Source organism: Streptomyces sp. NPDC060028 (assembly GCF_042736725.1).
Classification (GTDB): Bacteria; Actinomycetota; Actinomycetes; order Streptomycetales; family Streptomycetaceae; genus Streptomyces.
Genome location: NZ_JBHWVJ010000117.1, coordinates 1 through 19,861, shown reverse-complemented (window position 1 = coordinate 19,861; position 19,861 = coordinate 1). Strand labels below are relative to the sequence as shown.

Below are 19,861 nucleotides of genomic sequence, written 5' to 3'. Positions count from 1 at the left end.
CGCCAGCACACCCGCGCCCGGTCCCGCTGGCCCAGACGCCGCAGCGCCTTGCCCACCGACCGCTCCCGCGGCCGGGCCGTTGTCGTACGCCCGGCAGGTGCGCGGCCGGGCTTCAGGGGCGTGGGCGCACTTGGAGGCGCAGCCATGCGCATCGGAACTCTCGGCACACCGGCTCAGTGGCCACCGCACTCGGCGGTGCCTGGGTGCGTGCCGGGCACGACGTGTACATCGGCGGCCGGGACGTGCCCGCGGCCGCCCGGACCGCCCGGCGGATCGGGGCCGGCGGCCACGGGACGCAGGCCGGGGCCGCCGCGCACGGCGAGGCCGTACTGGTCGCCGTACCGGCCGAGGTGGCGGCCGACGTGGTCCGTCCGCTCGACCTCGCCGGGCGGGTCCTGCTCGACTGCACCGTCCCCATGGCGACGGGACCCGGCGGCCGGGTGCTGAGCGGCAGCGGCGCGCGGGGGCTGGCCGCGGCCGCTCCCGGCCCCCACCTGGTCAAGGTGTTCAGCCTCGTCCACGAGAGCATCTGGACCATGGAGAAGCCCGCCTTCGAGGGCTCCCCGCTCGCCGCCCCCTTCTGCGCCGAGGCCGCCGAGGCCGTACGGGTCACCACCGCGCTCGTCACCACCATGGGCTGCACCCCGCTGCCCTGCGGCGGCCTCGACCGGGCGGCGCTCCTGGAGGCCACCGCCGTCTTCGCCATCGGCGTGTGGGGGCAGGGCGGCGAGGGCCGCCTCGCCTTCCCGGCCCCCGCCCTCGCCCCGGGGGCCGCCGACGAGGCCCAGGGGTCCCGAGCGCCGCGCGTGCCGGTGCAGCCATGCCCGGTACGGCGGGGTCCGCAGGGCGGCTTCGCGGTAGGCCGCGCAGAGGTCCTCGTACACCTCCGGGTGCGCGCCCGGCCGGGTCGCGAGCAGGAGTCGTACCGCGAGGGGGTCGCCCGAGAGTGGCCGGATCGCCATGTCGTCGCGCGGGCCGGAGGTGGGCTGGCAGGGGGCGACCGCCTCGCCGGAGACGATCAGCGAGGTCGCGGTGTGGTAGTCGGCGTGCAGTACGGGCGGGTCGAGCCCGGCCCCGGCGAACACCCGGCGCAGGCCGTCCCACTCCCCGTCCACCGACGGGTCCACGGCCCACCGGTCGGTGGCGAGGTCCCGCAGCTCCACCACGGGCCGCGCCGCGGCCGGATGGTCCCGGGCCATCGACACGAACTGCGGCTCCCGGTCCATCAGTACGCGCAGCTGCAGCCCGGCCGGCACCCGCAGCGGGCTGCCCTCCACCTCGTGGACGAACGCCACGTCGAGCTGCCCCGAGGCCACCATCCGCAGCAGGGCGTTGGCCGAGACGTCCACCACCAGCGAGGTCTCGGTGTCGGGCAGCCGCCGGTGCAGCCGTCGCAGCCATCCCGGCAGGGCGCGGCTGGCCGTGGAGCCGATCCGTAGCCGGGGCCCGCGGGCCAGCGCCCGCGCCTCCGCGACGAGGGCGGCCATCTCGGCCAGCAGCGGGCGGGCCCGGCCCAGCACCGTGCGGCCGAAAGGGGTGGGCCGGCATCCGGTCCGCTCGCGCAGGAACAGTTCGCCGTCCAGGGCCCGTTCGATCCGGCGCAGTTGGGTGGTCAGCGAGGGCTGGCTCACGCCGAGCTGCCGGGCGGCCTTGTGCAGACTCCCGGCGTCGGCGATGGCGCACAGGGCGCGCAGGTGCCTGACCTCAAGCTCCATGCCCCGAGAGTAGGCCGGGCCCGGCTGGCCGCACCAGCCACTGGCATCCCTCCGATTCCCGCCATTCTCATGGGGGTTGCCCTGCCGAAAACTCCCGATAGCCCGGTGTTATCGGTGGCTGACATCATCCGCCGGCCGCTCGTGCTCCCGCAGACTCCGGTTCGAACGACCACCCCCCACCGCACCGGACGAGTAGGAGCTCCCCCACATGCGCCACTCCCGAAAGGCCTTACTGGCCACCACCGTCGGCCTCGGCATCGCCGCCGCCTTCGCCGGCACCGTCCCCGCCGCCGTCGCCGCGCCGGCGCCCGTCGGCAATGTCGCGAGCTACGCCGCGTACGAGACCTCGCAGGAGAACCAGGCCGCCAACAAGGCCTTCTTCGAGGCCGTTTCGCGCTCGGTCGCCGAGCAGCGCGCCGCGAACCCGGGTGTCCTCGCCGTGACCGTCACGTACAACACCCGCAACGCGCCGAGCTTCCGCAGCGTGATAGCCCGTTCCACGCAGATCTGGAACAGCTCGGTGTCCAACGTCAAGCTGCAGGAGGTGTCCTCGGGCGGGAACTTCTCGTACCGCGAGGGCAACGACTCGCGCGGTTCGTACGCGAGCACGGACGGGCACGGCCGCGGCTACATCTTCCTCGACTACCAGCAGAACCAGCAGTACAACTCGACCCGGGTGACGGCGCACGAGACCGGCCACGTGCTGGGTCTGCCGGACCACTACTCCGGGCCGTGCAGCGAGCTCATGTCGGGCGGCGGGCCGGGCACCTCGTGCACCAACCCCAACCCGAACTCCGCCGAGCGCTCGCGCGTGAACCAGCTCTGGGCGAACGGCCTCGTCGCCTCGGGGCTGGACACGAAGGGCTAGGAGTCCGCAGGGGCGTACGCCGTGCAGTCCGGGTTCCGACAGGGGCCCGGGCTCCACGCCGGCACGAAGATCCCCAGGGACTTGCGCCGTCTGACCAGTGTGACGACGGGGCTCCCGCAGGCCGGGCACGTCCGCTGTTCGTGCCCGGCCCGCGGGGCGACCGTCGCGTGTTCCGTCGCGTGCTGCTCGTTACCGGCCATACCTCCACGGTAGGCCGGTTCCGCGCATCCGGCGGGGTGTGCGGGTCGTACGGGTGGTGCGGGTCAGCGCTTGACGGCGTACGAGGTGATGACCTGGCCGCCGGCGAGGGCCTTGACTCCGGTCAGCTCCAGCGGGCGGACCCCGAAGCCGGCCCGCGACATCGGCATGCCGGTACCGGCGAAGACCGGGTAGGTCTTGACGATGAACTCGTCGATCTCGTCGACCAGCCGGCCGGCGAGGTCGGCGCCGCCGCACAGCCAGATGTCCAGCCCGTCCCGGGCCTTGAGCTCACGGACCCGGGCCACCAGATCCCCGCTGATCAGCTCCACCTGTGGGTCGGGCGCGGTGGTCAGGGAGCGCGAGACGACGTATTGCTCGCGCAGGTGGCCGTACGGGCTGGTGACGCCCAGCTTGAGGCCCGGCTCGTAGGTGCCCCGGCCCATGAGCACCGCGTCGAAGCGCCGGGACTGCGCGTCCTCGATCCCGAGCTGCGCACGCCCGGGGGCGGCGATGGTCTCCGGGTACTCGGCCTTGAGGTGATCGATGAACTCGTGGTCGAGGAAGGTGTAGAAGAAATCGCCGTCGCCGTCCGGGGCTCCGATGAAGCCGTCGATCGTCGTGGCGATGAAGTACGTGAGCTTGCGCAAGCGCGTCTCTTCCGTTCGGCAGTGCCACCGCCCCGGGGCACGTCAAGTAAAGTACTTCAGCCGTAGTGGTTACGCAACTACCCCCGGGGCTTGCGCCACATCGGCCACATCAGGGGCCCGTCCGGCAGCTGCACCGGCGTCCCCGTGTGCTCGAAACCCAGCCGCTCGTACAGCCGGCCGCTACGCTCGCTGCTCGCCTCCAGGTACGCCGGCACCCCCTCGCGGTCGCAGCGCTCCAGCACCGGCCGGATCAGCTCCCCGCCCAGGCCCTCGCCCTGCCGGCCCGGCGCGACCGCGATCATCAGGAGGTACTCGTGCTCCTCCGCGGTCGGGTGCACGGCGCCGGTCAGCCGGCCGACCAGCTCGCACCGCTCGTTGTCGGGGTCGGCCACCGCGCGCATCTTCGCCGGAATCTCGTCCTCCTCCTCCGGCTCGCCCGCGGGGATCCGCAGCCACAGCGCGGCCGCCGAGCCGTCGGCCGCGTAGTCGATCCGGCCCTCGGCCAGGGCCACGTCCACGAAGACGCCGAGGAACTTCCCGTGCACCGCCGCCCGGTGCTCCGGGTCCGGGAAGACCCAGCTGCTCACCGGGTCGGTGCGGAAGGCCTCGTCGAGCAGCCGCGCCACCGCGTCCCGGTCCGACTGGTCCGCCTGACGTATCTCCAGCGCCATGGGTCACACCCTTCACTTCACTCATGCGTCAACAACCTTGAGTGATCCTAGAGTTGACCCGCGGACGCAGAAAGGCCCGTTCCGGCACCCCGAGGTGCCGGAACAGGCCGAGGCCTGCCTACGGAGCGCTCACTTCGTGCGGCGCGTGACGAACTCCGCCAGCGCCAGCAGCCCGCCCGCCGCCCCGAGGTCCGGCACGGCCCGCGACAGCTGCTGCACCGCCCGGCCCATCCGGTCCGCGGCATGGGCCTGCGCCCAGTCCCGCCCGCCGGCCCGGTCCACCGCGTCGGCGGCCTTGAGCGCGTCCTGCGCCGTCATGGGACCCGCGTACAGGGCGGCCAGCTCCTCCCCGGCCCCGGTGCCCGAGGTGAGGGCGGCCACGACCGGGAGGGACTTCTTGCGGGCGAGCAGGTCGGCGCCGGCGGGCTTGCCGGTGTGCCCCGGGTCCCCCCAGATCCCGATCAGGTCGTCGATGAGCTGGAAGGCCAGCCCGGCCTCCCGCCCGAAGGCGTCCATGGCGTCGACCTCGTCCGGCCCCGCTCCCGCGTACAGCGCGCCGAGCGCGCACGCGCAGCCGAGCAGGGCCCCGGTCTTGGCCGTGGCCATGGTCAGGCACTCGTCGAGCGAGACGTGGCGGCGCTGCTCGAAGGCGCAGTCCGCCTGCTGGCCCGCGCACAGCTCGATGACGCAGGCCGCGAGCCGGGCCGAGGCCGCGGCCGAGGCCGGGTGCGGGTCCTCGGCGAGCAGCTTCAGCGCGAGCGACATCATGGCGTCGCCCGTGATGATCGCGTCCGGTGTCCCGAACACGGTCCAGGCCGTGTCCCGGCCGCGCCGCCGGGTGTCCTTGTCGATGACGTCGTCGTGCAGCAGCGTGAAGTTGTGCGCCAGTTCCACGGCCACCGCCGCCCGTACGGCGTCCTCGACCCGGCCCGTCGGCCCCCGCAGGGCCTGGGCCGAGGCGAGCACGAGGGCGGGCCGGATGGCCTTGCCCGCGCTGCCCGCGGCCGGCGTGCCGTCCGCGGCCTCCCAGCCGAAGTGGTACATCGCCACGCGCCGCATCGAGCCGGGCAGGCTCTCGACGGTCCGGCGCAGCTCCGGGTTGACCGTTTCTCTTGTCCGCTCCAGCAGGGCGGCGGCCTCGGCCTCCTGGCCCTCGCCGGTCGCCAAGGCGGCGTTCACCGCGCTCAGCGCCAGCGGCCGATCTCGACGTTCTCCAGGACACCCAGCGCGTCCGGCACCAGCACGGCGGCGGAGAAGTAGGCGGTGACCAGGTACGAGATGATCGCCTGCTCGCTGATGCCCATGAAACGCACCGACAGGCTCGGCTCGATCTCGTCCGGGATGCCGGGCTGGTGCAGGCCGATGACGCCCTGCTCGTCCTCGCCGGTGCGCATGCACAGGATCGAGGTGGTGCGGGCGTCGCTGATCGGAATCTTGTTGCTCGGGAAGATCGGCACCCCGCGCCAGGCCGGGACCCGGTTGCCGCCGATGTCAACGGACTCCGGGTAGAGGCCGCGCTTGTTGCACTCGCGGCCGAAGGCGGCGATGGCCTTGGGGTGCGCCAGGAAGAGCTTGGAGCCGCGCCGCATGCTGAGCAGCTGGTCCATGTCGTCGGGGCTGGGCGCGCCGTCGTGGGGCTGGATGCGCTGGTCGTAGTCGGCGTTGTGGAGCAGGCCGAAGTCGCGGTTGTTGAGCATCTCGTGCTCCTGGCGCTCGCGCAGCGCCTCGACCGTCAGCCGCAGCTGCTGTTCGGTCTGGTTCATCGGGTGGTTGTAGAGGTCCGCGACGCGGGTGTGCACGCGCAGGACCGTTTGTGCAATGGAGAGTTCGTACTCGCGCGGGCGGCCCTCGTAGTCCACGAAGGTGCCGGGCAGGACGGCCTCGCCCTGGTGGCCGGCGGAGAGGTCGATCGCGGCCTCGCCGTACTTGTTGGTGCGCTGGGCGGGCAGGGTGCGTACGTGGTCCAGGTGGGCCCGCAGCGAGTCGACCCGGTCGGCGAGGAGCTGGAAGTCCTGCCGGGACAGGACGAGGGCGGTGCCGGCGGTGGCGGCGCGGGCGGTGTACTCCCAGATCGCCTCCTCGTCCACGAGGGAGGCCTCGCCGAAGAAGGCGCCGTCGGCGACGGTCTCCAGGACGGCGTCGTCCCCGTAGGGGCCGGGGCCGACCTGGTCGATGCGGCCGTGGGCGAGGAGGAAGACCTTGTCCGAGGGGCTGCCGAAGGAGGTGAGCTCCTGGCCGGCCTCGAAGTCGATCTGGCGGCACCGCTGGGCGAGTTCGGCGAGGACCTCCTCGTCCTCGTAGTCGCGCAGGAGCGGGAGTTCGCCGAGTTCGGCGGGGATGACCTGGACCTGGGTGCCGGTCTTGATGAACTCGACGACGCCGTTGCCGACCGAGTAGCTCAGGCGGCGGTTGACGCGGTACGTGCCGCCCTGGACCGAGACCCACGGGAGCATCTTGAGGAGCCACCGCGAGGTGATCTCCTGCATCTGCGGCGCGGACTTGGTCGTGGTTGCCAAGTTCCGTGCGGCCGATGTCCCCAGACTGCGCTGCGGTGTCTGGGTCTCGGATTCGGAACCTGCCTGGACCGACATGTCTTTCCCTTTCGATCACTGCGGATCTGCGGGATGCAACCCTTCCAGAACGCAACGCGGTGGGACCATTACACAAAAGGGTGGGACTACTCCGTCCGCGGGTGGGCACTCTCTGAAGTTCAACTCCTCCTCAGGAGGGCACTCGTACCCCACGGGTTTCGGCCACGCAGAGCGAACAAGGCCGCACTTTAATGTGCTTCTTGGATGCCAGTCACGCGCGAGGTGGCGGCCACCCTGGAGGTGCCGTACACCCACGCGGCCAAAGTGGTCGCCAGGCTGCAGCACCTCGGCCTGGTCGAGGCGCGCCGCGGGCGCGGCGGCGGGCTCGCCCTGACCTCCGCGGGGCGGGCCGCCTCGGTGGGCGGAGTGATCCGGGAGCTGGAAGGGGCGGGTGATGTCGTGGACTGCGACGGCGCCGCCCCGTGTCCGCTGCGCGGCGCCTGCGTGCTGCGCGGCGCGCTGCGCCGGGCCCAGGAGGCCTTCTTCGCCTCGCTGGACCCGCTGACGGTGAACGACCTGGTCGCGGCGCCGACCGGGCCCCCGCTACTGGGCATTTCGGGCGGGTCGCCGGCTGCGCGCATGGGGGCCGAAGGCCCTGAACCAGGGGGCCGGATGGCCGATACGCACCGGCTGCCGCCCCGCCTGGGCTGATCCCCGGCCGGCCGTTCGAACAGAAGTCCGCACCGCGGCGGAGTGCTGGGCGGCTGTTTTTTCAACCGCATCGCCCACAAGCACGGTCGTCCACGAGCACCTCTTCGAGGCGATCGCCGAGATCCTCGGCGAAGCCGTCACCCCCGAGGTCGCCGCGGCATGGGACGAGGTCTACTGGCTGATGGCGAACGCCCTCGCCACCATCGAGGAGCGCCTCCACGCCGAGCAGCAGGTCCTCGCCGGCGACGTCTGGCGGACCTGGACGGTCACCGCCCGCGTCGAGGAGACCGCCGACCGCACCACCTTCCACCTCGTCCCGGCCGACGCCGGGCCAGTACGTCTCCGTACAGGTCGAACTCCCGGACGGCGCCCGCCAGATCCGCCAGTACAGCCTCTCCTCGGCGCCCGGCGCGCCGGTCCTGCTCGCCTCGGCCGGCATCGGCTGCACCCCGATGCTCTCGATGCTGGAGCACTCGACCTCGCCGCCGTCCCGATCGCCCCGGGCACCAGGGCGTACCTCTGCGGGCCGCTCCTCTGCTGACCGCCAGGGGGGTGCCGGCCTCGGACATCCACTACGAGGCGTTCGGCCCGGACCTGTGGCTCGCCTCGGCGTAGCCGCGCCCGCACTGTCCGGATCGGCTCGCTCGCCGTACGAATGCCCTAGCCTCGGAAGGCCTGCCTCCACTAAACCGGAACGTAACGACGCGGACACACACAGTGTTCGTCGCGCACCGCTACGAAGGAGGCGGCCATGGCCGCACCCATGTCCGCGGACCGGTTCATCCAGGCCCTGCGGGACGAGGGTCTGACCGTCGTCGAGGTGGGCGCCTGGCGCACCCACAACCGCAACCACAAGGGCCCCTGGGGCCCGGTGAACGGGGTGATGATCCACCACACCGTCACCCACGGCACCGCGTTCACCGTCGCACTCTGCCGCGACGGCGACGAGGCGCTCCCCGGCCCGCTCTGCCACGGCGTGATCACCAAGGACGGCCGCGTCCACCTGGTCGGCTACGGCCGCGCCAACCACGCGGGGTCGGGCGACTCCGACGTCCTCGCGGCCGTGGTCGCCGAGAAGCGCCTGCCGCCGGACCAGCACGCCAACACCGACGGCAACCGGCACTTCTACGGCTTCGAGTGCGAGAACCTCGGCGACGGCGAGGACCCCTGGCCGTCGGTCCAGCTCGACGCGATGGCCCGGGCGGCGGCCGCGGTCTGCCGGGTCCACGGCTGGACCTCGCGCTCGGTGATCGGCCACCTCGAATGGCAGCCGGGCAAGATCGACCCGAAGGGCTTCACGATGGACTCCTTCCGCGACCGCGTCCACGACCGCCTGAAGTAGCCGCGCGGCGGGACAATGGCCGCATGAACGACGCGCTGCGCCCCCGCCCGGCGTCCCCGCTGGTCGAGGTGGTGGACGGACGCTTCGCCGTGCACGGCGTACGGCTGCTGCTCAAGCGGGACGACCTCGTGCATCCGGAGCTGCCGGGCAACAAGTGGCGCAAGCTCGCGCCGAACCTGCGGGCGGCCGTCGACGGCGGCCGTCCGGCGCTGCTGACCTTCGGCGGGGCGTACTCCAACCACCTGCGCGCCACGGCCGCGGCGGGCCGGCTGCTCGGCCTGCCGACGGTCGGGGTGGTGCGGGGCGAGGAGCTGGCGGGGCGTCCGCTCAACGATTCCCTCGCCCGGTGCGCGGCGGACGGGATGCGGCTGCACTTCGTCTCCCGGCAGGACTACCGCCGCAAGGCGGAACCGGAGGTGCTGGCCCGGCTGCTGCGCGAGGCCGGGGCGGCGGAGGCGTACGTGATCCCCGAGGGCGGCAGCAACGCGCTTGCGCTGCGCGGCTGCCGGGAGCTGGGGCGCGAGCTGCGGGGCATGGGCGACGTGGTGGCGGTGGCCTGCGGCACGGGCGGCACGCTGGCGGGCCTGGCGGCCGGACTCGCCCCCGGGCAGCGGGCGCTGGGCGTGCCGGTGCTGGCGGGCGGCTTCCTCGGGGCGGAGATACGTTCCCTCCAGGCGGCGGCCTTCGGAGGGCCGGCGGGCGACTGGACCCTGGCCGAAGGCTTCGCCCACGGGGGTTACGCCCGGGTCCCGGCCGAGCTGGACGACTTCGCCGCCGACTTCGAGTCCCGGCACGGACTGCCGGTCGAGCGGATCTACGTGGCGAAGCTCCTCTGGGCCCTGACGGCCCTCGCGGAGTGCGGGACCTTCGCCCGCGGCACCACCCTGACGGCGGTCATCACAGGTCGGCCCTGACGCCGGGGCGGGTTGCCGCCGCGCGGAGCCGTCCCCTGCCCGCCCCTCCCGCCGTCCCCCGGCGGAGCCCATCGAGCCGACGAAGCTGACAGGTGCGGCGCCGCGGGCGTCACGTCGACTCCTCGCGGTACGCCGCCGCTTCCTCCAGGTCCAGGCGGCGCAGGAGGGCGCGCAGCATCTCGTCGTCGATGCGGCGGCGGTCGCGCAGCGAGACGAACACCTCCCGTTCCGCCCCGATCATCTCCCGCGACAGCCGGCGGTAGACGTCGTCCGCCGACTCGCCCGTCTCCGCGTTGACCCCGCCCAGCCGCTCCCACACCGCGTTGCGCCGCCGCTCCAGCACCGTCCGCAGCCGGTCCGCCAGCGGCGGCGGCAGGGCGTTGGCCGGCTCCGCGAGCAGCTCGTCCAGCCGCTCCTCCGCGGCCCGCGAGGCCTCGCTCTGCGCCTGCGCCTCCGCCAAGGTCTCGGCGTGCTGGTCCCGCGGCGGCAGCCGCAGCCGGCGGATCAGCGGCGGCAGGGTCAGTCCCTGCACCACCAGCGTGCCGATCACGGTCGTGAAGGTCAGGAACAGGATCAGGTTGCGGTGCGGCACGCTCATCGGCACGGAGAAGGCGATCGCCAGCGACACCACCCCCCGCATCCCGGCCCATCCCACGATCACCGGCGCCTTCCAGTTCGTGTCCGGCTCCCGCTCCCGGATCCGCTCCGACAGAGCCCGTGGCAGGAAGGTCGCCGGGAACACCCACGCGAACCGGGCCGCGACCACCACCAGGAACACCGCGAGCGCGTACCAGGCCGCGTGCAGCCCCTCGTACTCCCCCAGCCCCTTCAGCACCACCGGCAGTTGGAGTCCGATCAGCGCGAAGACCAGCGACTCCAGCAGGAAGGCGACCATCTTCCACACCGCCTCCTCCTGGAGCCGGGTCGCGAAGTCCACCTGCCAGTTGCGGTGTCCGAGGTACAGCGCGACCACCACGACCGCCAGCACTCCCGAGGCGTGCACCCGCTCGGCGGCCGCGTACGCCACGAACGGGATCAGCAGCGACAGCGTGTTCTGCAGCAGCGGCTCCCGCAGCCTTTTGCGCAGGTGGTGGATCGGCACCATCAGCAGCAGGCCCACGCCGACCCCGCCCACCGACGCCAGCAGGAACTCCGCGATCCCGTGCGCCCAGCCGGCGCCCACCCCGACCACCGCGGCCAGCGCCACCTTGTACGCGGTGATCGCGGTGGCGTCGTTGACCAGCGACTCACCCTGCAGGATGGTCGTGATCCGGTTCGGCAGCCCCAGCTTCCGGGCGATCGCCGTCGCCGCCACCGCGTCCGGCGGCGCGATCACCGCGCCCAGCACCAGCGCCACGGGCAGCGAGAGGCCCGGCACCATCAGGTAGGCGACGTATCCGACCGCGACCGTCGCGAAGAGCACGTAACCCACCGACAGCAGCGCGATGGGCCGCATGTTCGCCCGCAGGTCCAGGTACGAACTGTCGACCGCGGCCGTGTACAGCAGCGGCGGGAGCAGCAGCGGCAGGACGATGTGCGGGTCGAGGGCGTACGAGGGCACTCCCGGGACGTAGGCCGCCCCGAGCCCGGCGGCCACCAGGAGCAGTGGCGCGGGCACCGGCGTCCAGCGGGCCACTCCCGCGACGACGGCGCAACCCGCGACCAGAGCCACCAGGGGCAATACCTCCATCGAAGATCATCCTCGTTCGGTTGAATCCGGCGCCGCGCGCCCGTGCCTCAGTACGCTGGCCATCATGAGCGAGTGCACCCACGTTCCCGAACTGCCGCGCCCCGAGCCGATCCCTCTTGCCCAGACCTGTCCCGAATGTCTGGAGCTCGGCAGCCATCCCGTGCAACTGCGGATGTGTCTGGGGTGCGGCTACGTTGCCTGCTGCGATTCCTCCCCGTACCGTCACGCCACGGCGCACCACCACGAGACCGGCCATCCGGTCATGCGGAGCTACGAACCGGGCGAGACCTGGCGATGGTGTTTTGTCGACGGTTCGATCGTCTGAGGAGGGGTAGGTCAACCCTCCGCCGGTTCCCCTGATTTGGGCCCGCAGACCACTAGCCACTGTGTGTACCCGTGGGCTTACCATCAGTCACCGGACAGAGGCACGGCCGGCCCGGGTGCTCCAAGCGGGTGCCACGAGGGGTGCCGCGACACGATCACCCGGATCGCGATAGCGTCACCGGCGAACAGAGCTCGTACCACCTTGGAGGTGAGGGTGTCCCAGATCGCAGGCGAGCCCGGGACCCAGGACTTCGTGGAAGTCCGGCTGCCCGCTGCGGGTGCCTACCTGTCGGTGCTGCGGACGGCCACGGCCGGCCTCGCGGCACGTTTGGACTTCACCCTCGACGAGATCGAGGACCTCCGCATCGCGGTGGACGAGGCCTGCGCGATCCTGCTCCAGCAGGCCGTGCCCGGCTCCGTCCTCAGCTGCGTCTTCCGATTGGTGGACGATTCGCTGGAGGTGACCGTCTCGGCGCCGACCACGGACGGTCGTGCACCGGAGCGCGACACGTTCGCCTGGACCGTCCTGTCGGCCCTGGCCGGCAAGGTCGAGTCCACGGTCGAGGAGGACCGGACGGTGAGCATCAGCCTCTACAAACAACGCGGCGCGGGACCAGGCCCGGCGTGAGCGGCGGGGAGATCCCGGTGCGGGGCGGGGATCGGCCCCGGGTACGGCACGAGGTCGACGGCGGCATCCCGGAACAGCTGCACGCCCGACCGCACCCGGCTGACGCGGATGCGGAAGACGGCTTTTTGGACTCGGCGGAGCGACGGGCGGGCCCTGTGAGCGAGAACCAGCACGAAGAACCACAGCCACCACAGCCGGTGCGGCCACCGGTGGCCGCTGCCGCGGCCCCGGAGGCACCGGGCACACCGGCGGCCTTGGAGGCGCCTGTCTTCCAGCCGACTCCGGCCCTGCCGGATCCGCGCGACCGCAGCGGCGCGCGGGCCCTGTTCATCGAGCTGCGGGCGCTGCCCGACGGTTCGGTGGAGAAGGCCGAGCTGCGCAACCGGCTCGTACGGATGCACCTGCCGCTGGTCGAGCACCTGGCGCGGCGGTTCCGCAACCGCGGTGAGCCGCTGGACGACCTGACCCAGGTCGCCACGATCGGTCTGATCAAGTCCGTGGACCGCTTCGACCCGGACCGCGGGGTCGAGTTCTCCACGTACGCCACGCCCACGGTGGTCGGCGAGATCAAGCGCCACTTCCGCGACAAGGGCTGGGCGGTCCGGGTCCCGCGGCGCCTTCAGGAGCTGCGGCTCTCCCTGACCACGGCAACGGCCGAACTGTCCCAGCAGCACGGCCGCTCCCCCACGGTGCACGAACTGGCCGAGCGGCTGGGGATCTCCGAGGAGGAGGTGCTGGAGGGGCTGGAATCGGCCAATGCCTACAGCACGCTCTCGCTGGACGTCCCGGACACCGACGACGAGTCACCGGCGGTCGCGGACACCCTGGGCTCGGAGGACGAGGCCCTGGAGGGCGTCGAGTACCGCGAGTCCCTCAAGCCGCTGCTGGAGGGACTGCCGCCGAGGGAGAAGCGGATTCTGCTGCTTCGCTTCTTCGGCAACATGACGCAGTCGCAGATCGCCCAGGAGGTCGGCATCTCCCAGATGCACGTCTCCCGGCTGCTGGCCCGCACCCTGGCCCAGCTCCGCGAGAAGCTCCTCGTCGAGGAGTAGGCCGAGGAGCAGGCCGAGGAGCAGGCCGAGGAGCAGGCCGAGTAGTAGTAGCAGTAGTACGTACGGGCTAGCGGGATTGTTCCGCGGGCCCGATCCCGAGTGCCTCGGTCGCCGTCGGATTCACCAGAAGTCCCACGACGGCCACCGCGGCCAGGGCCAAGGCGACCGCGGCGGCGGTCATCGCACCGCCGCCCCCGGTCCACAGCGTCCACGCCACCGGCAGCGCCATCAGCTGCGTGATCAGCGCCGGGCCGCGGCTCCAGCGGCGGCCCAGCCGCAGCCCGCGGGCCGCGATCAGCGGCAGCGCGGCGAGCACGAGCAGGGTGACCCCGCCGGTCTCGGCCTGCCGCGGGGAGTCGGCGTCGCCGAAGATGCCCACCAACAGCATGTAGACGCCGAGGCCGGCCAGGGCCAGTCCCTCCAGCGCGGTGAGCGCGGCGGCCGCGGTCAGCCGACGGGGCAGCGGGGCGGCCGGGCGGGCGGCAGAGGCGGGGGTGGCGGGGCTGGGGGTGGGCTTCGTACTCACCCCAGCAGGGTAGCCGCGCCCGCTGGGCCCCGGAGGGGGACGGGCAGTATGGGCGGCGTATGGAGGGGTGGGTAGGCTGGCGCTCATGCGTGCACTTCTCGTGGCCAACCCAGCAGCGACGACCACCAGTGCGCGCACGCGCGACGTCCTGACCCATGCCCTGGCCAGCGAAATGAAGCTGGAGGCGGTGACCACCGAGTACCGGGGACACGCCAGGGACCTGGGGCGCAAGGCCGCCGAGACCGGTATCGACCTCGTGGTGGCGCTCGGCGGCGACGGCACCGTCAACGAGGTGGTCAACGGACTGCTGCACAACGGGCCCGATCCGGAGCGGCTGCCGCGCCTGGCCGTGGTCCCCGGCGGCTCCACCAATGTCTTCGCCCGAGCGCTCGGCCTGCCCAACGACGCGGTCGAGGCGACCGGCGCCCTGCTGGACGCACTGCGCGAGCAGCGTGAGCGGACGGTGGGGCTGGGTCTCGCCGCCGGCAGCCCGGGCACGGAGGACGAGTCGGTTCCGGCCCGCTGGTTCACCTTCTGCGCGGGCTTCGGCTTCGACGCGGGTGTGGTGGGGCGGGTCGAGCAGCAGCGGGAGCGCGGCAAACGTTCGACGCATGCCCTGTATGTACGACAGCTGGTGCGCCAGTTCCTGGAAGAGCCCAACCGCAGGCACGGCACGGTCACGCTGGAGCGGCCCGGCGCGGATCCCGTGACGGATCTGGTGCTGTCGATAGTGTGCAACACCTCGCCCTGGACGTATCTGGGCAATCGTCCGCTTTACGCCTCCCCGGAGGCGTCGTTCGATACAGCGCTTGACGTATTGGCACTCAATCGTTTGTCAACTCCGGCGGTCGCGCGGTACGCGACACAGCTCCTGACCTCGACTCCTGAGCGCGGTCCGCACGGCAAGCACGCGGTGTCTCTGCACGATTTGACCGACTTCACCTTGCATTCGAAGGTGCCGCTTCCGTTCCAGATGGACGGAGACCACCTCGGCCTGCGCACCAGCGTTCGGTTCACAGGCGTACGCCGGGCACTGCGTGTGATTGTGTGAGTGGAAGGGCCTAAAGTCCTTTCACTCGAACGTTTACACGCCGGTCCACCCTCACGATGTAGGGCTGTGACCTAGTAGACACCGACGAATCAAAAAAAACTTTCCGGAAGGGGTTGTATCCCCGTCCGAGGTTTGCGAATCTCTACATGGCGATCGGGACAGCCCGCAGAACCCGGCACCCACACAGACCGCCAGAACCCCTCCACGAATCTTCGACGCACCCGGGAAACTGGGCGCTCACCCTTCCCTCACGAAGGGATTCGTGAAAGCGTTCACATTCACAAGCAACCTGCCCGCAATACAAGGAGATGGAGCAGCCATGGACTGGCGTCACAACGCCGTTTGCCGCGAGGAAGACCCGGAACTCTTCTTCCCCATCGGCAACACCGGTCCTGCGCTGCTGCAGATCGAGGAAGCCAAGGCCGTCTGCCGCCGCTGCCCCGTCATGGAGCAGTGCCTGCAGTGGGCGCTCGAGTCCGGTCAGGACTCCGGCGTCTGGGGCGGTCTCAGCGAGGACGAGCGCCGCGCGATGAAGCGTCGCGCCGCTCGCAATCGGGCGCGCAACGCCACCGCCTGACATCGACTTTCGAGCCTCGAGCCGCAGCGCGTAGTACCCCGCATCAGCGCTCAGCAACGTGCTCTTGAGCCCCGGACCGACAGCCTCCCCCAGCTACCGCTGGGAGGGGCCCCGGTTCCGGGGCTCAGTGCTGTCCGGGCCGCCTTTCGTCACGCTCGGTGAGCGGCCTGCTGCTCATTTCTGCGGGCTGGCCGGTATGTCGAGGACGACCTTGGTGCCGCGCGGCTCGACCCGGACCATGTCGAAGGTGCCGCCGAGCTCGCCCTCCACGAGGGTCCGTACGATCTGCAGCCCGAGATTGCCGGCCCGCTGGGGGTCGAAGCCCTCGGGCAGACCGCAGCCGTCGTCCAGCACGGTGATCAACAGCCGGGCATCGTCGCGGCCGGCGCCGGAGCGGGCCGCGGACACCTCCACGGTGCCGCCCTCCCCTTGGGTGAAGGCGTGCTCCAGGGCGTTCTGGAGGATCTCGGTCAGCACCATCGACAGCGGCGTGGCGACCTCCGCGTCCAGGATCCCGAAGCGGCCGGTGCGCCGGCAGTCCACCTTGCCCGGGGAGATCTCCGAGACCATCGCGATCACGCGGTCGGCGATCTCGTCGAACTCGACCCGCTCATCCAGGTTCTGAGACAGCGTCTCGTGCACGATCGCGATCGAACCGACGCGGCGGACCGCCTCGTTGAGGGCCTCGCGGCCGTTCTCCGAATCCATCCGGCGGGCCTGGAGCCGCAGCAGTGCGGCCACGGTCTGCAGATTGTTCTTCACCCGGTGGTGGATCTCCCGGATGGTCGCGTCCTTGGTGATCAATTCACGTTCGCGACGGCGCAGTTCCGTGACGTCGCGGCACAGGACGAGGGAGCCGATCCGGGTCCCCTTCGGCTTGAGCGGGATGGCGCGCAGCTGGATGACCCCGCCGTTGCCCTCGACCTCGGTCTCACGCGGGGCCCAGCCACTGGCGAGTTTGACGAGCGCCTCGTCCACCGGCCCCCGGGAGGGCGCGAGTTCGGCGGTGGTGTCGCCCAGGTGCTGACCGACCAGGTCGGAGGCGAGGCCGAGCCGGTGGTACGCGGAGAGCGCGTTCGGGGACGCGTACGTCACCACGCCGTCGGCGTCGAGCCGTATCAGGCCGTCCCCGACGCGCGGGGAGGCGTCCATGTCGACCTGCTGGCCGGGGAAGGGGAAGGACCCCGCCGCGATCATCTGGGCCAGGTCGGAGGCGGACTGGAGGTAGGTGAGCTCCAGCCGGCTCGGTGTACGCACAGTGAGCAGGTTGGTGTTGCGTGCGATCACGCCCAGCACCCGCCCCTCGCGGCGGACGGGGATCGACTCGACGCGGACCGGCACCTCCTCGCGCCACTCCGGGTCGCCCTCGCGCACGATGCGGCCCTCGTCGAGCGCGGCGTCGAGCAGCGGGCGGCGGCCGCGCGGGACCAAGTGACCGACCATGTCGTCCTGGTACGAGGTGGGGCCGGTGTTCGGGCGCATCTGCGCGACCGACACGTACCGGCTGCCGTCGAGGGTGGGAACCCACAGGACGAGGTCGGCGAAGGAGAGGTCGGAGAGCAGTTGCCACTCCGAGACCAGCAGGTGGAGCCACTCCAGTTCGGTTTCACTGAGAGCGGTGTGCTGGCGTACGAGGTCGTTCATGGAGGGCACGTTGCGAGCGTACCCCGGGTACGGCGGATGACTTTCCGCACCTGGACTACTCAGGAGTATCCAGGAGCCCCGGACTCCGCGTACTGTTGGAGGAAGTGACGGGACCAACGGCCCTGTCATTGGATGGACAGAACAGATTGGTCTAGTCCACAATTGGCACACGCTTCCGCCCTCCCCGCACAGGAGGACGGATCGAGGTAAGCCGCGCGCTCTGCCCTGACCGCGCAGGCTCCTCATCACCGGCCGCCGGGAACCGCACACCCGTTGGCCGTAAGTACTCCGGGCTACGGTGCCGGGCGGGCCGAGGGTCCCGTCAGGCACCGTGGCCCAGAGGAACGCAGCCGGGCCCGCGCCGCCCGGCCTACGCCGCCGGCCAGGCCCGCATCGCCACCGCGGCCACCGCCTCCAGCTCCTCCCGGCCCGCGCCGTCGCGCGACTGCTGGGACATCCCCTGAAGCACGGCCCCCGCATAGCGGGCCAGCGCCCGCGCGTCCGTGTCGGCGGACAGTGCGCCGGTGGCCATGTCGGCACGGATCCGGCTCTCGAACATCGCCAGGTTGGCATTGCGCCGCTCGCGCAGGGCCTGCCCGACCTCCTCCGAGGTCGTGTTGACGGCCGCGCTGATGACCATGCAGCCCGGCGGGTGGGCCGGGTCGGTGTACACCTCGGCGGCCTCGCGCAGGATCCGGGCGACGGCCGCGCGGGCGGTGGGCTCCTCGGCGAGCGCCACGCTCGCGAAGTCCCCGTACCGGCCGCCGTAGACCACCACGACCTCGTCGAAGAGCTTGCGCTTGTCCCCGAAGGCCGCGTACAGGCTGGGCGCGCTGATGCCGAGCGAGGCGGTCAGGTCGGAGATCGAGGTCGCCTCGTAACCGCGGTCCCAGAAGGCCAGCATGGCCTTGTCCAGGGCCGCGTCGCGGTCGAAGGAGCGGGGTCTGCCGCGCTGTCCGGTCACCATGCGCTCATTCTATAGCGCGCGCTACGGAATCTGGGATACGGTCCTTTCTGTAGCGACCGCTATCGAATGTTGAAGGGGGGCGCGTCATGGGCGTGCTCAAGGGGAAGACGGCATTGGTCACGGGCGGCAGCCGGGGTATCGGGCGGGCCGTCTCGCTGCGGCTGGCGCGGGACGGGGCGCTGGTCGCCGTGCACTACGGATCCAACGAGGCGGCGGCCGAGGAGGTCGTGGCGGCCGTGGAGGCGGCCGGGGGCCGGGCGTTCGCGGTCGGGGCGGAGCTCGGGGTTCCGGGGGACGCGGAGGCACTGTGGGCGGCGTACGCGGCCCATCCGCTGGCCACCGAGGAGGTCGACGTCCTGGTGAACAACGCGGGGGGCGCCATCTTCGCGGGGATCGAGGAGACCGACGAGGAGATGTACGACCGGACGCACGCGCTCAACGCCAAGGCGCCGTTCTTCGTGATCAAGCACGGGCTGGCGCGGCTGCGCGACGGGGGGCGGATCGTGAACGTGACCGGCACCCCGGACATCGCCCTGCCCGCGATCCTCGCCACGATCACGGCGAAGGGTGCGGTCAACGCCCTGACCCGGTCGCTGGCCGCCGCGCTCGCGCCGCGCGGGATCACCGTGAACTCGGTGGGCCCCGGCATCACCGAGACCGACCTGAACGCGGCCCTGCTCGCGGACCCGGCGACCCGGGCCCACGTGGCCGCGCGCTCCGTCTTCCACCGGGTGGGCACGTCACAGGAGGTCGCGGACGTGGTGGCGTTCCTGGCCTCTCCCGACTCCCGCTGGGTCACGGGCCAGCACCTCGACGCGACGGGCGGTCTCCAGCTGGCGCTGCTGTAGCAGGCCCGCGCGAGGAGGATCACGATGGAGTGGGCGAAGGCCCGGCACAGGCGCCCCGCCTCTGCTAGATTGGTCTATACCACACAATCTCTCCAGATCGGCAGGCCCCGCGTGGAAGTTGTCATCGTCCCGGACGCCAAGGCAGGCGGCGAGCTCATCGCGGAGGCCATGGCCGCCTTGGTCCGCCGCAAGCCCGACGCCCTGCTCGGCGTGGCGACCGGCTCTACCCCGCTGCCCATCTACGAGGCCCTCGCCGCGAAGGTCAAGGCCGGCCAGGTCGACGCCTCGAAGGCCCGGATCTGCCAGCTCGACGAGTACGTCGGCCTGCCGACCGGCCACCCGGAGTCCTACCGCGCCGTGGTGCTGCGCGAGGTCGTCGAGCCGCTGGGCCTGTCCGAGGGTTCCTTCATGGGTCCCGACGGCTCCGCCGAGGACATCGTCGGGGCGTGCGACGCGTACGACCGCGCCCTCGCCGAGGCCGGTGGCGTCGACCTCCAGCTGCTCGGCATCGGCACGGACGGGCACATCGGCTTCAACGAACCGTGTTCGTCGCTGGCCTCGCGCACCCGGATCAAGACGCTGACGGAGCAGACCCGCGTGGACAACGCGCGGTTCTTCGACAACGACATGGCCCAGGTCCCGCACCACGTCATCACTCAGGGCATCGGCACCATCCTGGACGCCCGGCACCTGGTTCTGCTGGCCACGGGCGAGGGCAAGGCCGAGGCCGTCGCGCAGACCGTCGAGGGGCCGCTGTCGGCGCTGGTCCCGGCCTCCGCGCTGCAGTTGCACCGCCACGCCACCGTCGTGGTGGACGAGGCCGCGGCGTCGAAGCTGAAGCTGGCGGACTACTTCCGCCACACCTTCGCCGACAAGCCCGCCTGGCAGGGTCTGTAGCCCTACCGGTACGACGCGAAGGGCCGGGCTCCCGATCGGGAGGCCGGGACATCGCCC

Annotated in this window: 19 protein-coding genes and 3 pseudogenes; 13 read left to right on the top strand and 9 right to left on the bottom strand. The window is 71.8% G+C overall.

Annotated features, from left to right (window positions below):
* Nucleotides 1-176: 176 nt before the first annotated feature.
* Nucleotides 177-356 (top strand): annotated as a pseudogene (locus ACFWBF_RS34305) (NAD(P)-binding domain-containing protein); the annotation flags it as partial.
* A gap of 450 nt (nucleotides 357-806) precedes the next feature.
* Here the strand turns inward: ACFWBF_RS34305 and ACFWBF_RS34300 are convergent.
* Nucleotides 807-1,715, bottom strand: a pseudogene (locus ACFWBF_RS34300) (LysR family transcriptional regulator); the annotation flags it as partial.
* Nucleotides 1,716-1,923: 208 nt separating this feature from the next.
* Between ACFWBF_RS34300 and snpA the strand changes: the two are divergent.
* Entirely contained in the window at nucleotides 1,924-2,583 is a 660-nt protein-coding gene (snpA, locus tag ACFWBF_RS34295) for a snapalysin (RefSeq protein WP_385608649.1), read from the top strand.
* Nucleotides 2,584-2,846: 263 nt separating this feature from the next.
* On the opposite strand, the gene ACFWBF_RS34290 is transcribed toward snpA, so the two are convergent.
* From ACFWBF_RS34290 to ACFWBF_RS34275, 4 genes are all read right to left on the bottom strand, one after another.
* Entirely contained in the window at nucleotides 2,847-3,431 is a 585-nt protein-coding gene (locus ACFWBF_RS34290) for a dihydrofolate reductase family protein (protein WP_385608647.1), read from the bottom strand.
* Between the two features lie 77 nt (nucleotides 3,432-3,508).
* On the bottom strand, nucleotides 3,509-4,102 hold the full coding sequence (locus ACFWBF_RS34285) for a GNAT family N-acetyltransferase (protein ID WP_385608645.1): 594 nt from the start codon (nucleotides 4,100-4,102) through the stop codon (nucleotides 3,509-3,511).
* Nucleotides 4,103-4,231: 129 nt separating this feature from the next.
* On the bottom strand, nucleotides 4,232-5,290 hold the full coding sequence (locus ACFWBF_RS34280; protein WP_385608651.1) for a family 2 encapsulin nanocompartment cargo protein polyprenyl transferase: 1,059 nt from the start codon (nucleotides 5,288-5,290) through the stop codon (nucleotides 4,232-4,234).
* Nucleotides 5,287-6,693 (bottom strand): family 2B encapsulin nanocompartment shell protein, encoded by a 1,407-nt coding sequence (locus tag ACFWBF_RS34275; protein WP_385608643.1) that lies wholly within the window; start codon nucleotides 6,691-6,693, stop codon nucleotides 5,287-5,289. Before ACFWBF_RS34275 ends, ACFWBF_RS34280 begins: the two co-directional genes overlap by 4 nt.
* Before the next feature lie 204 nt (nucleotides 6,694-6,897).
* On the opposite strand from ACFWBF_RS34275, the gene ACFWBF_RS34270 reads away from it, so the two are divergent.
* From ACFWBF_RS34270 to ACFWBF_RS34255, 4 genes and pseudogenes are all read left to right on the top strand, one after another.
* On the top strand, nucleotides 6,898-7,344 hold the full coding sequence (locus ACFWBF_RS34270) for an Rrf2 family transcriptional regulator (RefSeq protein ID WP_385608641.1): 447 nt from the start codon (nucleotides 6,898-6,900) through the stop codon (nucleotides 7,342-7,344).
* 85 nt (nucleotides 7,345-7,429) lie between these two features.
* Nucleotides 7,430-7,959: pseudogene (locus ACFWBF_RS34265) on the top strand (hemin transporter); the annotation flags it as partial.
* Between the two features lie 136 nt (nucleotides 7,960-8,095).
* Nucleotides 8,096-8,686 carry an N-acetylmuramoyl-L-alanine amidase gene (locus ACFWBF_RS34260; protein ID WP_385608639.1) on the top strand — a complete coding sequence of 197 codons (591 nt, stop codon included), beginning with the start codon at nucleotides 8,096-8,098 and terminating at the stop codon, nucleotides 8,684-8,686.
* Nucleotides 8,687-8,709: 23 nt separating this feature from the next.
* Complete coding sequence (locus ACFWBF_RS34255; RefSeq protein WP_385608637.1) at nucleotides 8,710-9,600, top strand: 1-aminocyclopropane-1-carboxylate deaminase/D-cysteine desulfhydrase; 891 nt, start codon at nucleotides 8,710-8,712, stop codon at nucleotides 9,598-9,600.
* Between the two features lie 109 nt (nucleotides 9,601-9,709).
* On the opposite strand, the gene ACFWBF_RS34250 is transcribed toward ACFWBF_RS34255, so the two are convergent.
* Complete coding sequence (locus tag ACFWBF_RS34250) at nucleotides 9,710-11,290, bottom strand: Na+/H+ antiporter (protein ID WP_385608635.1); 1,581 nt, start codon at nucleotides 11,288-11,290, stop codon at nucleotides 9,710-9,712.
* Between the two features lie 64 nt (nucleotides 11,291-11,354).
* Between ACFWBF_RS34250 and ACFWBF_RS34245 the strand changes: the two genes are divergently transcribed.
* The 3 genes from ACFWBF_RS34245 to ACFWBF_RS34235 all read left to right on the top strand — a co-directional run bounded on the left by ACFWBF_RS34245 (nucleotide 11,355) and on the right by ACFWBF_RS34235 (nucleotide 13,294).
* Nucleotides 11,355-11,615, top strand: coding sequence for a UBP-type zinc finger domain-containing protein (locus ACFWBF_RS34245; protein ID WP_385608633.1), 261 nt, complete (start codon nucleotides 11,355-11,357; stop codon nucleotides 11,613-11,615).
* Nucleotides 11,616-11,828: 213 nt separating this feature from the next.
* Complete coding sequence (locus ACFWBF_RS34240; protein ID WP_030153599.1) at nucleotides 11,829-12,242, top strand: anti-sigma regulatory factor; 414 nt, start codon at nucleotides 11,829-11,831, stop codon at nucleotides 12,240-12,242.
* Complete coding sequence (locus ACFWBF_RS34235) at nucleotides 12,239-13,294, top strand: RNA polymerase sigma factor SigF (RefSeq protein ID WP_385608631.1); 1,056 nt, start codon at nucleotides 12,239-12,241, stop codon at nucleotides 13,292-13,294. Before ACFWBF_RS34240 ends, ACFWBF_RS34235 begins: the two co-directional genes overlap by 4 nt.
* A gap of 67 nt (nucleotides 13,295-13,361) precedes the next feature.
* On the opposite strand, the gene ACFWBF_RS34230 is transcribed toward ACFWBF_RS34235, so the two are convergent.
* Complete coding sequence (locus tag ACFWBF_RS34230; RefSeq protein ID WP_385608629.1) at nucleotides 13,362-13,820, bottom strand: hypothetical protein; 459 nt, start codon at nucleotides 13,818-13,820, stop codon at nucleotides 13,362-13,364.
* An 85-nt stretch (nucleotides 13,821-13,905) separates the two neighbouring features.
* Here ACFWBF_RS34230 and ACFWBF_RS34225 point away from each other — a divergent pair, with 85 nt between their 5' ends.
* Both ACFWBF_RS34225 and ACFWBF_RS34220 read left to right on the top strand, forming a co-directional pair.
* Nucleotides 13,906-14,871 (top strand): diacylglycerol/lipid kinase family protein, encoded by a 966-nt coding sequence (locus ACFWBF_RS34225; RefSeq protein ID WP_385608627.1) that lies wholly within the window; start codon nucleotides 13,906-13,908, stop codon nucleotides 14,869-14,871.
* 319 nt (nucleotides 14,872-15,190) lie between these two features.
* Nucleotides 15,191-15,448 carry a WhiB family transcriptional regulator gene (locus ACFWBF_RS34220; RefSeq protein WP_004937597.1) on the top strand — a complete coding sequence of 86 codons (258 nt, stop codon included), beginning with the start codon at nucleotides 15,191-15,193 and terminating at the stop codon, nucleotides 15,446-15,448.
* Nucleotides 15,449-15,622: 174 nt separating this feature from the next.
* Here the strand turns inward: ACFWBF_RS34220 and ACFWBF_RS34215 are convergent, their stop codons facing one another.
* Both ACFWBF_RS34215 and ACFWBF_RS34210 read right to left on the bottom strand, forming a co-directional pair.
* Nucleotides 15,623-17,092, bottom strand: coding sequence for a sensor histidine kinase (locus ACFWBF_RS34215; RefSeq protein ID WP_385230956.1), 1,470 nt, complete (start codon nucleotides 17,090-17,092; stop codon nucleotides 15,623-15,625).
* Between the two features lie 370 nt (nucleotides 17,093-17,462).
* Nucleotides 17,463-18,059, bottom strand: a complete 597-nt coding sequence (locus ACFWBF_RS34210; RefSeq protein ID WP_385608625.1) for a TetR/AcrR family transcriptional regulator — start codon at nucleotides 18,057-18,059, stop codon at nucleotides 17,463-17,465.
* 86 nt (nucleotides 18,060-18,145) lie between these two features.
* Between ACFWBF_RS34210 and ACFWBF_RS34205 the strand changes: the two genes are divergently transcribed.
* The gene (locus tag ACFWBF_RS34205; RefSeq protein WP_385608623.1) at nucleotides 18,146-18,907 is read left to right on the top strand and encodes an SDR family oxidoreductase; all 762 of its coding nucleotides are present in this window, start codon (nucleotides 18,146-18,148) and stop codon (nucleotides 18,905-18,907) included.
* 111 nt (nucleotides 18,908-19,018) lie between these two features.
* A complete protein-coding gene (gene nagB / locus ACFWBF_RS34200) occupies nucleotides 19,019-19,804 on the top strand; it encodes a glucosamine-6-phosphate deaminase (protein ID WP_385608621.1) in 786 nt (261 codons plus the stop codon).
* The last annotated feature ends 57 nt before the right edge of the window (nucleotides 19,805-19,861 follow it).